Genomic DNA, 10,037 nt, shown 5'->3' with positions numbered 1-10,037 from the left:
GGGGAGGCGGCTGGTCGGTATGCATTGCTCTCTTTGATGCCGACATTGTTTCGGCTGTAGGTGTGACGTATACTCAAGGTCAAGCAGGGGTAGGCGGTGAGGAACATTCGCCCGGAAATGGCGGCATCAATGGAAGCGCAGCTGAGATTTGGAAGATAGAGTGAACGTCACTGCTTATAAGTATTATTATTGTTGTCTCATCCAGTAGACTTTCATTTATTATTTCAGCGAAGGAAAAAATGAATGGAGCCAATATTGAATAACCGATCCACAACCGTTTACAACCTAATTAGGCCATCCACCCTATGGGCAGAAATCCCGCTCCTGCTGGGCTTCAATCTTTTATTGGTTGCCGCGGCTTATATTTCGATTCCCCTTGTTTTCTCACCTGTTCCCATCACTGGCCAGACGTTCGGTGTCATGCTCATCGCTATGGCCTTAGGGAGAATTCGAGGAACAGCGGTTGTTACAGCCTATCTTTTGGAAGGAATCGCCGGCGCGCCGGTTTTTGCCGGAGGCGGCGCTGGCATCCACCATCTTTTTGGGCCAACAGGCGGCTACCTTCTGGGTTTTGTTCCTGCAGCTTTTCTAACCGGTTATCTGGCCGACCAAGGATGGTATAAAGGATATATTCTCTCGGCTATTGCCATGTTTATCGGCCATGCCGTCGTCTTTCTATTTGGACTCACACAGTTGTTCTTCTTTGTTCCGGTATCAGGACTGTTTGCCGCAGGTCTAATCCCGTTCCTGCCCGGGACAGCTATCAAAATCGGTCTGGCATCTTTTATCTTACCGTCTGTGTGGAAATTCTTAGGCCGTCGAGATTAATCCTCCCACAGACCTAATCTCCCATTCCTTTGTATAACAGACGGTTGTGCTGTGGCAAAGAGGCAGGAAGGCAGAATAATATTCTGATGATGCCTTTCAAACCCCGAGCAATCATTTTCTGGAATTTCATTGAATAAGTTTGGCGGATTGTGTATGTTATATTTTACTGGAATTGAAAAAACTCTATAAGTGAGGGCGCTATGCCGCTAACACCGACTGAATACATTTGGATGAGTGGAAAATTCGTCAAATGGGAAGATGCAAAAGTTCACGTTCTCTCTCATGTTATACACTACGGCTCTTCTGTCTTTGAAGGAATGCGCGTCTATAAGACAGCTGGCGGTTCCGCCGCATTTCGTCTCAAAGACCACACCCAGCGGCTTTTTAATTCAGCCAAGATTTATTACATGGACATCCCCTTCTCACAAGAAGAAATCAATGCCACCATTCTTGAGCTTGTGGGAATGAACCGAATGGATGAATGCTACGTCCGTCCGGTTGTCTACCGTGGGTATGGCAAAGTCGGCGTAGACCCAGTGGGCGCGCCAATTGAAGTGTCAATAGCGACCTGGAACTGGGGGAAATACCTCGGCCCCGAAGCGCTTGAAAATGGAGTATCGGTTTGCGTCTCATCTTGGAATCGCATGGCGCCGAACACGCTTCCCGCTATGGCCAAATCCGGCGCAAATTACATGAACAGCCAGTTGATGAAGCTTGAAGCCCGACGTCATGGATATGTCGAAGCTATCGCCCTCGATGTCTACGGAAATGTTTCCGAAGGGTCAGGCGAAAATATATTTATCGTTCGTGACGGTAAACTGGTCACTCCAACATTTTCCGCATCCATACTGCCGGGTATCACCCGCAAATGTGTGATGGAACTCGCTTCTGATATAGGCGTCGAAGTTATAGAACAGAATATGCCCCGCGAGGCGTTATACCTGGCCGATGAAGTTTTCTTTACCGGCTCAGCGGCTGAAATCACACCGATCTCTAAAATAGATGGTATCAGTATCGGCAATGGCGCATGCGGCCCAATCACCAGACAGTTGCAGAAGAATTTCTTTAACATAATCGAAGGCCGCGCCGAAGACCGTCATGGCTGGTTGACCATGATACCTGTCGCAAAAAAAGCTGTCACGGTTTAAGCTGTAGGATAAAACGTGAAGATCGCATTGGGTGCTGATCATAAGGGATTTCGGTTCAAAGGAGAGATTAAAAAGATTCTTCTGCGTCTCGGTCACTCAGTTCTCGATTTTGGAACAGACAGCGAAGACTCAGTTGATTTCCCCGATTACGGCCTCCAAGTGGCACATGCCGTCGCAGATCACAAATCCGATTTTGGAATCACGGTCTGTTGGACCGGCAATGGAATGAATATCACCGCCAACAAAGTGAAAGGCGTCCGCTCTGGAATGGCCCTCAACACCGAGATGGCCTATTACACAAGACTACATAACGACGCCAATGTCCTCTCACTCGCCGGTAAATACACCCCCGAAGAAGAGCTTGAAGAGATAGTAAAGACTTTTATTGAGACGAAATTCGAAGGCGGACGGCACACTGCGCGAGTCGAGAAAATCATGAAAGCGGAAGCGGGAAAGGAAAAAGCATGATTAGCGGAGGCAATGCGACAATCCTTGTCTCGAATATGGATAATGCGGTCAAGTTTTATACCGATGTTCTCGGCTTTAAATTGCAGTATCGTTCTGGCGATGAGTGGGCGCAGATTGACGCCGGCAGCGGCCTGTCGCTTGGGCTTCATCCGGCCAAAGCACACACACCAAAACCAGGTACACTCGGCTCGATCTCGGTCGGTCTGACACCCACTGAACCCTTAGATACGGTCGTTGAAATTCTTAAATCGCGCGGAGTTGTCTTCAGCGGGCCAATCGTTGAGGATGGAGGCGTTCGGCTTGCATTTTTAGGTGATCCTGACGGAAATGATTTGTATCTTTGGGAATACCGAAAATAATCGATTCAGTTGAGCAGCGAATTTACACGGCTTTGGCTTTTGTTTTGGCTTTCTTTTTTTTCTTCTTCTTCGGACGCCACATAATTGTCCCGCGGCAATTCGCCGAGCCGCATGAGCAGGCATAGAGTGTATCCCATTCTTTTTTGTACCGCCCAGTCCGGATGTAGGCGTAATCATAAGTTAATTCAACGCCCGGTTGGATATTTCTCAAAGCCTCGATAAATACGCGGCCATCATCAGTAAGCGAAACACAGTTCGGATCGCAGGAGTGGTTGATGTAGCGGGACTGGTTGTTACCCCGCGAGCCATCGATAGTCGTATTTTCGTCGACATAAAAAAGAAAGGTATGGTGACGTTCCATTTTGTCGTCATCGTATAAACTATCCTGCTCTTCGGGCGTAATTCGTTTTCCAGTGTATTCGATAATCTGAGTTCCCTTACGGATTCTCTGCTTGGCGAATGCACCCGTGCCTTGTATCGGAGAGCGTCGGATTGAAAACATTTTATCTGTCTGCGATTTCTTCTTGTTCATGGTCACTTTCTACACCAATATCGTATGAAAAACGTCTTTTCACAAGTAACGAGAACCAATTGACCGCTATGTCGTTTCTCCATACATTGAGGCAGTTAAGAACGTGTAAATGAGGTGGAGCGTTAAACAATATGTCATACCTGAGAGAAGCCGACCCTGAGATATTCGCAGCCATTGCCAAGGAGACGACCCGCCAATCGCGAAAACTCGAACTGATTGCATCTGAGAATTTTGTCTCTGAGGCTGTCCTCGAAGCCGCAGGCGGTGTCATGACTAACAAATACGCCGAAGGTTACCCCGGCAAGCGATACTATGGCGGATGCGAGTACGTCGATATTGCCGAAAACCTCGCCCGAAACCGCGCCAAAGAATTATTTGGCTGTGAGCACGTTAATGTTCAGCCTCATTCAGGCTCAAACGCCAATATGGCCGCTTACTTTACCGTACTCAAACCCGGTGATAAAGTGATGGGGCTCGATTTGTCTCATGGGGGCCATCTCACCCACGGCCATCCTATCAATTTTTCAGGGATACTCTACAATTTCACCGGATATCAGGTCGACCGCGAAACAGAAACGATTGACTATGACCGCCTGCTTGCGCTGGCGCGCGAAGTCAGACCCAAAATGATTGTGGCTGGAGCATCGGCCTATCCACGAACATGGGATTTTGAGAGAATCCGCCAGGCCTGCGACGAAGTCGGCGCATATATGATGGTCGATATTGCCCACATTGCCGGTCTTGTTGCCGCAAAACTCCATCCATCCCCGATTCATCTTGCCGACTTTGTGACGACTACCACCCACAAAACCCTTCGTGGCCCGCGAGGTGGGATGGTGATGTGCAAAGAAAAATACGCCGCTGATTTAGACCGGACGGTTATGCCCGGCCTCCAAGGCGGACCGCTCATGCATATCATCGCCGCCAAAGCGGTTGCCTTCAAAGAAGCCCTGACACCGGCCTTCAATGCCTATCAAAAGCGAATCATCGAAAACGCAAAAGCCCTTGCAGCTGCCTTGAAAGCCAAAGGCTACAAAATTGTCACCGGCGGAACAGACACCCATCTGCTCCTTGTTTCGTTCATTGGCGTAGAGAAATTGACTGGCAAAAAAGTAGAGATTGCTCTTGATAAAGCGGGGATAACGGTGAACAAAAATACGGTACCCTTTGATCCGGAAAAACCGTTTGTCACGAGTGGTATTCGTATCGGCACACCTGCAATAACTACACGTGGAATGGGGATTTCGGAAATGTCGGTCATCGCCGAGTTCATAGACAGAGCCATCAAAAACCGCACTGATGATGCAATTTTGGAGTCGATCTCGAACGAGGTTGCGGACTTCTGCGAAAAATTTCCGCTCTATCAAGAACGGTTACAGGAAGTATAAAATTGCTCTCGCGTAGCAATGGTTGATAAACTGGAAGGCAAAAAATAATGCATACGATCAGGGTTGTTCTCATTACCGTCCCCGCTGACGAGGCAAAAGAGATGGCGCTCGAAATAGTCAAGAGACGCCTTGCAGCCTGCGTCAACATTGTCTCCAAAGTCGAATCAATTTTTTGGTGGGATGACGAAGTCCAAACCTCGCAGGAATGTCTACTCATAGTTAAGACGACGCAATTGATGCTCGAACGGCTTATTGACCATGTCGTCGAAGCTCATCCCTATGATCTTCCTGAAATTATCGCGCTTCCGGTAACCGAAGGCCTTCCCGATTATATTAACTGGGTGCTTGACGAGACCGGGAAAGAGGCCGGTTCCGCGTAATGGCAAAGAAGGGCCGAAGACAGAAGCAGGGAATCGATCAACGAAATCAAGGAAGATCCACAAAGGGAAAGTGGAAAGCGGTAGTCGGTACTCTAGCGCTTCTCGTTTCAGTGGTAGCTTTAGTATTCCAAGTTCTCTTTGAGAAGCCGACGAATACTACGGTCTATAATTTTTACGGCAATGTACCTACGAATATTGATACTCTACAGCAAATCGAAATTCCTCCGCAGTCTGATAGTGTGGAAAATGTTATTTCTGATAGTCTCAAGGCTGGGTATTCGGTTGAAGCCGAATTGCTTCTCAAAGTCAGCAATGTCGAATTTAGAAAAAATAACTATGAAAAGTCCTTAGACTATTCGAAAGTTGCCTTGCATGAGGCAAGGCGTAAATATGATACTTTGTATCAACTAAATGCCTTAGGAAATATCGCACTGATCCATTACATGACTGGGAATGTGGATAATGCAGTGCAAGAGCAAGCTGAAGTATTAAGACTTTCTTACTTAACTTATGACACACTTAACATAATAGGGGCTCTTTTAAGTCTCGCTGTAATGGAAATTGATGGAGGACATTATAGTCAAGCATATGACAGCCTCAAAAAATCCTATCGATTGGCTGAAATACGTGTGGATTACGTCGGTATGGGAAAGTCTCTCGGGAATATGTCTACAATAGAAAAAAATAGGGGGAATCTCGACAGTGCTGTATCTCTCATTCGAAAGAGTGCAGGACTCTTTCGAGAAGAAAACGATTTGTTAAATGAAGCTAGATCGCTTTCGAATTTAGGAAAGCTATATGCCATGGCAGGACGAATTGATTCTGCCTATTATTATACTGAATTGGCATTCGAGGGCAACAAAATTTCTAAGAATAAGGAGCTTGACGCTTCACTTCATGTTAATTTGGCATCAATTTATAGAAGCAAAAAGAAACTATATCTGGCGTTACGGGAGCTCAAACTCGCTGAATCTACCTTCATAGAGATCAGGTCTGCCTTTGGCCTTGCGAGTGTTTACGCAAATTACGGTGGAATTTATTCGGAGATGGGTATGTTTGACTCAGGCGTAGTATATTATAACAAGTCAGTTGAAAAATTCACTAAACTTAATGCTCCGAGAGACTTAGCAAATCAGCTCAGGAATTTGGCATTGGTTTACTTTTTTAAGGAAGACTACCGACAGTCATCCCATCATTACAGAATGGCACGTGACCTGTATGCGGCGCTAAATCTTATAGATGAAGTAGAGTCCATAGACAGAATGTTAGCAGAGATTGAAAATAGGATAGCATCTCAGAAGTAAGGTCTCACATGATCAATCTCCAGCCAATAAACAGCCAGCTTACCAAACTTCTCAAATTGGTGCGTACCGCGCTTACTCCAAACGACCCTCCGCGGGTGCCAGAGTCGATGCTTTGGGTGATAAAGCAATCGCGTGAAATGATCGATTCAAGCGAGCCCATTGCAACCGTGCCGCTTATCAAACTCGGCAATATCGAATTCGGTTTGGGCGAGAAGGAGAGAGCCGAACGATATTTCGCCAAAGCAGTTACTCAGGCAGAAGTCGAAAAAGCTTATGAACTTGTGGCGGTCGCATCAGTGAATCTCGGGGTTGTCCTGCTCCAGCGTCGTGAATTTGTGTTGGCAGAAAAGGGCTTCGAAAAAGCTCTCGGCACCCTTGGCACGAACGAAGATCATATACTTCACACCACCGCGCTCATCAACATTGGTATTGCCCTCAAAAATCAGAATAAATTAAAAGGTGCCCATGACCGATTCACCGAGGCGCTGGTACTTGCGAAAAGGCACGACTTTCAGGACGCCGAAGCCAAATGCTGGATCAATTTTTCCTATTTTGATTATGCCGACAAAAATTATCTCGCCGCCATCGAAAAACTTCGCTTGGCCCTCGACCTGTACGCCATCACAGGAAACAGCATTGACCAGATCAGGGCTTATTACAATATAGGACTTGTATTTGCCGATGCCGGAGATTTCGCCTCCGCGCTTAAAAATCTTGAACGCGCCCAGGAGATCGCATCGGCCAAGCAGATTGAATACGGCGACAATAAGATAGCCTCGGCCATCGAATCCATCCGTGAACGCCAGCGCGAGTCAATGCCTACTGGCAAGGACACGCCAAAGCTGTGAGATGCCCCAAATGCGGCCATGAGGAAGACAAAGTAGTCGACAGCCGACCGTATCAAGATGGTCGCGCTATCCGCCGGAGGCGGGAGTGTCTTGGCTGTGCGGAGCGATTTACCACCTTCGAATATGTCGAGCAAGGCACATTGACCGTCCTAAAATCGGATAATCGTCGCGAACCTTTTGACCGAAACAAAATCCTGCATGGTATAAAGCTCGCATGCAATAAGCGGCCGGTAACGGCCCAGGAAATGCAAGTGATGGTAGAAGATATAGAGGCCCAGGTGCATTCTGCCGGAAGCAACGAGATAACATCGCAGGACCTGGGCGAGCTGGTAATGAGAAAACTCAGGGGAGTTGACGAAATCGCTTATGTGCGCTTTGCATCGGTCTACCGAAAGTTTCAGGATAAAGCTGAGTTTCTTGAAGAGATGAAGAAACTGCTTGAGTAAACCAACAGGGGAGGAACAAATGGAAAAGAAGCAGATTAACTATCTTGAATTACTTGAGGACGTGAGACTGCCGAAAACTCCGCAAGTTTTTGAACTCCTGAAATCATTTCTGGGAATACGATGAGCGTCCCAGTCGATCAAGAGCGATACACCAAAAAAAGCTCGATGCCTTTTTTGGATCATATCGAAGAACTTCGCAAACGCCTGCTGAAATCGGCATTGGCGGTAGTCCTGATGACCATCATCGCCCTCTATTTTTCCGAACAGCTTCTCGCTTTTGTTGTCGCTCCGCTCGGCGGAGTCAAACTCCATGTCACAGAGGTCACAGGATCATTTAATGCCTATTTAAAAATTGCTCTGATCGCCGGCGTGCTCAGCGCGCTTCCGGTTATCTTTTATCAACTATGGACATTTATATCACCGGGGCTGTACAGACAGGAAAAAAGCATGGTCATGCCGTTGGTTACTATTTCCACTCTTCTCTTTCTTGCCGGCGCGGCCTTTTGCTATTTTCTGATTTTGCCGCTCTCACTCAAATTTCTCATTGATTTCTCTGGCGGGCTGTTCAGTCCTATAATTACCGTCGGCAGCTATATCTCATTTGCGGGAATGCTCATCCTCGCTTTTGGTGTCGGTTTCGAACTCCCCATCGTCACATACTTTCTGGGACGGATGGGTATTGTTTCGTCACAGGCTTTGTCCAAAGGCCGACGCTATGCCGCTGTAATCATCCTTATCACATCGGCCATTTTTACCCCCACACCTGACGTCTTCACCCAGATGATGCTCGCAGTGCCAATGTATCTTCTTTATGAACTTTCTATTGTCATCGTCCGCATCACCGGTAAAAATAAGTAGTGGTTGGCGCCCACGGGTAGGGCCGTTGGCCTTTTGTAATCCGCGCTCATTTCCTTCGGATTGATTTATTCCGAGGTGTCGGGCGCCCTCGCCCGCGCGGCGATAATGTTTTTACCTTTTATCACCGAATCTCATTTGATTTCATTGTTATTTCGTGGTGTCGGGCGCCCTCGCCCGACACTATAATTAAACTGTCAGACGAGGGCTCCTGACACCACGTTCTGCAACAATGTTTGAGTTATTGTCGCGTACCACACTCCGCCGTGGCGGACGGTGTGCTCTTTACTCTCCTCTCTCCTTTTGTGATATGATCAATAATTAATTTAAGAATCGCTGAACCTCAGGGGTTCATCGCTACAGAGCCCTGAGTGGCTGGTGTACGTCCTCGTGCACCAGCTTATCCTCGATTAACTCGAAGGCGGTTGACAATTCCCCTATATGGGCGTATGCTGATATGCAAAGAAAAGATGCGGGCGTAATTCAGCGGTAGAATGCAAGCTTCCCAAGCTTGACGTCGTGGGTTCGATCCCCATCGCCCGCTTGTTAAATATATCATGTTCGCCGATTGATCGAGAAATTTGATTGATGAGTTCTTTTTCGAAAAAAAATAGGTTCGTATTGAGTAAATCAATGCAGTTTGAATCAATGGACCTAGATCTGCTAACGGGACTGTGGAACGGATTCCAATTGCATTTTTGGAAGCACGTTAAGCCCACTCTCGCTGGTGATGCTGCAACTTCAGAGTTAGAAGAAGTTGTAAGGAAGGCTTGGGTACATTTTTTTAAATGGCCATTGACTGATATGAACTGGTCATGGGAAACGAACGAACGAAGGATGCGCGAGCACTTCACCACTCACAATTGGTTCAAAATGTATGACTTCGTTGAGTTCATGTTACCCTGTGCTGATTGCCTGGAGTGCGGAAATGAGAGGTCATTTACTTTATTTTGCAACGAAATGCTTGAAAAGGAAAACTCAACATGGAGAATTGTAAATAAAATCGTTGTACCCCTTACCACTGAGCATGAAATCGGCGCAGTCGAGAGTGCTATAAATTCGCCATATGAGCCAGTGGGTATCCAAATCTCTTGTGCTCTGAAAAAACTTTCTGACAAGACAAATCCAGATTATAGAGGTAGCATTAAAGAATCCATCTCCGCTGTAGAGTTTGTAGTCAAGTTAATCGGTGATAATGATAAAGCGACTTTGAGTAGCATACTATCAAAAGTTAAGAAGAATGTTGGCTTAAATGATAGATTGGAGCAGGGCTTGTTGTCAATATATGCCTGGACAAATGACGAAAAAGGCGGTATTCGTCACGCTATGATGCAAAACAAAGAACTTTCGCCAGCTGATGCACGCTTCATGCTTGTTGCTTGCTCGGCCTTCGCTAACTATTTAATCCAATTGGGTGAACGTTCTGGGATGCTGAAACCCAACTAGTAAAGCCTTGTAAAGGACTCTTTTCCTTGTTATAT

12 protein-coding genes and 1 tRNA gene are annotated in these 10,037 nt (G+C 46.8%); 12 read left to right on the top strand and 1 reads right to left on the bottom strand.

Features of this window, described 5'->3' with window-relative positions; genetic code table 11:
• Positions 1-243 precede the first annotated feature (243 nt).
• The 4 genes from SGI97_03330 (at position 244) to SGI97_03315 (ending at position 2,803) form a co-directional block, all read left to right on the top strand.
• Entirely contained in the window at positions 244-828 is a 585-nt protein-coding gene (locus tag SGI97_03330) for a biotin transporter BioY (GenBank protein ID MDZ4722925.1), read from the top strand.
• A gap of 200 nt (positions 829-1,028) precedes the next feature.
• Entirely contained in the window at positions 1,029-1,976 is a 948-nt protein-coding gene (locus SGI97_03325) for a branched-chain amino acid transaminase (GenBank protein ID MDZ4722924.1), read from the top strand.
• Positions 1,977-1,991: 15 nt separating this feature from the next.
• The gene (gene rpiB, locus SGI97_03320) at positions 1,992-2,444 is read left to right on the top strand and encodes a ribose 5-phosphate isomerase B (protein ID MDZ4722923.1); all 453 of its coding nucleotides are present in this window, start codon (positions 1,992-1,994) and stop codon (positions 2,442-2,444) included.
• A complete protein-coding gene (locus tag SGI97_03315) occupies positions 2,441-2,803 on the top strand; it encodes a VOC family protein (GenBank protein ID MDZ4722922.1) in 363 nt (120 codons plus the stop codon). Before rpiB ends, SGI97_03315 begins: the two co-directional genes overlap by 4 nt.
• 22 nt (positions 2,804-2,825) lie before the next feature.
• Here SGI97_03315 and SGI97_03310 read toward each other — a convergent pair whose 3' ends face one another.
• Positions 2,826-3,335, bottom strand: coding sequence for an SET domain-containing protein-lysine N-methyltransferase (locus SGI97_03310; protein MDZ4722921.1), 510 nt, complete (start codon positions 3,333-3,335; stop codon positions 2,826-2,828).
• 131 nt (positions 3,336-3,466) lie between these two features.
• Between SGI97_03310 and glyA the strand changes: the two genes are divergently transcribed.
• The 8 genes from glyA to SGI97_03270 all read left to right on the top strand — a co-directional run bounded on the left by glyA (position 3,467) and on the right by SGI97_03270 (position 10,002).
• Complete coding sequence (glyA, locus tag SGI97_03305; protein ID MDZ4722920.1) at positions 3,467-4,723, top strand: serine hydroxymethyltransferase; 1,257 nt, start codon at positions 3,467-3,469, stop codon at positions 4,721-4,723.
• Between the two features lie 47 nt (positions 4,724-4,770).
• A complete protein-coding gene (cutA, locus tag SGI97_03300; protein ID MDZ4722919.1) occupies positions 4,771-5,103 on the top strand; it encodes a divalent-cation tolerance protein CutA in 333 nt (110 codons plus the stop codon).
• Positions 5,103-6,407 (top strand): tetratricopeptide repeat protein, encoded by a 1,305-nt coding sequence (locus tag SGI97_03295; GenBank protein MDZ4722918.1) that lies wholly within the window; start codon positions 5,103-5,105, stop codon positions 6,405-6,407. Before cutA ends, SGI97_03295 begins: the two co-directional genes overlap by 1 nt.
• A gap of 8 nt (positions 6,408-6,415) precedes the next feature.
• Positions 6,416-7,255, top strand: a complete 840-nt coding sequence (locus SGI97_03290) for a tetratricopeptide repeat protein (protein ID MDZ4722917.1) — start codon at positions 6,416-6,418, stop codon at positions 7,253-7,255.
• Positions 7,252-7,701: a transcriptional regulator NrdR gene (gene nrdR, locus SGI97_03285; GenBank protein ID MDZ4722916.1), complete on the top strand. Its 450-nt coding sequence runs from the start codon at positions 7,252-7,254 to the stop codon at positions 7,699-7,701. The genes SGI97_03290 and nrdR overlap by 4 nt, the downstream gene beginning before the upstream one ends.
• A 120-nt stretch (positions 7,702-7,821) precedes the next feature.
• The gene (gene tatC, locus SGI97_03280) at positions 7,822-8,559 is read left to right on the top strand and encodes a twin-arginine translocase subunit TatC (protein ID MDZ4722915.1); all 738 of its coding nucleotides are present in this window, start codon (positions 7,822-7,824) and stop codon (positions 8,557-8,559) included.
• Between the two features lie 469 nt (positions 8,560-9,028).
• Positions 9,029-9,100 (top strand) — tRNA-Gly (locus tag SGI97_03275).
• Positions 9,101-9,144: 44 nt separating this feature from the next.
• Complete coding sequence (locus SGI97_03270) at positions 9,145-10,002, top strand: hypothetical protein (GenBank protein MDZ4722914.1); 858 nt, start codon at positions 9,145-9,147, stop codon at positions 10,000-10,002.
• Positions 10,003-10,037 lie beyond the last annotated feature (35 nt).

It is taken from the genome of Candidatus Zixiibacteriota bacterium (assembly GCA_034439475.1).
Taxonomy (GTDB): domain Bacteria; phylum Zixibacteria; class MSB-5A5; order GN15; family FEB-12; genus JAWXAN01.
The sequence above is the reverse complement of the archived record's forward strand: the minus strand, read 5'-3'. Positions and strand labels throughout refer to the sequence as shown.

What these genes read in the sequence shown, in the direction of transcription:
- SGI97_03330 (MDZ4722925.1), top strand. Translation starts at nt 244, where the DNA reads ATGGAGCCAATATTGAATAACCGATCCACAACCGTTTACAACCTAATT.
- SGI97_03325 (MDZ4722924.1), top strand. Translation starts at nt 1,029, where the DNA reads ATGCCGCTAACACCGACTGAATACATTTGGATGAGTGGAAAATTCGTC.
- SGI97_03315 (MDZ4722922.1), top strand. Translation starts at nt 2,441, where the DNA reads ATGATTAGCGGAGGCAATGCGACAATCCTTGTCTCGAATATGGATAAT.
- SGI97_03310 (MDZ4722921.1), bottom strand. Translation starts at nt 3,335, where the DNA reads ATGAACAAGAAGAAATCGCAGACAGATAAAATGTTTTCAATCCGACGC.
- glyA (MDZ4722920.1), top strand. Translation starts at nt 3,467, where the DNA reads ATGTCATACCTGAGAGAAGCCGACCCTGAGATATTCGCAGCCATTGCC.
- cutA (MDZ4722919.1), top strand. Translation starts at nt 4,771, where the DNA reads ATGCATACGATCAGGGTTGTTCTCATTACCGTCCCCGCTGACGAGGCA.
- SGI97_03295 (MDZ4722918.1), top strand. Translation starts at nt 5,103, where the DNA reads ATGGCAAAGAAGGGCCGAAGACAGAAGCAGGGAATCGATCAACGAAAT.
- SGI97_03290 (MDZ4722917.1), top strand. Translation starts at nt 6,416, where the DNA reads ATGATCAATCTCCAGCCAATAAACAGCCAGCTTACCAAACTTCTCAAA.
- tatC (MDZ4722915.1), top strand. Translation starts at nt 7,822, where the DNA reads ATGAGCGTCCCAGTCGATCAAGAGCGATACACCAAAAAAAGCTCGATG.
- SGI97_03270 (MDZ4722914.1), top strand. Translation starts at nt 9,145, where the DNA reads ATGAGTTCTTTTTCGAAAAAAAATAGGTTCGTATTGAGTAAATCAATG.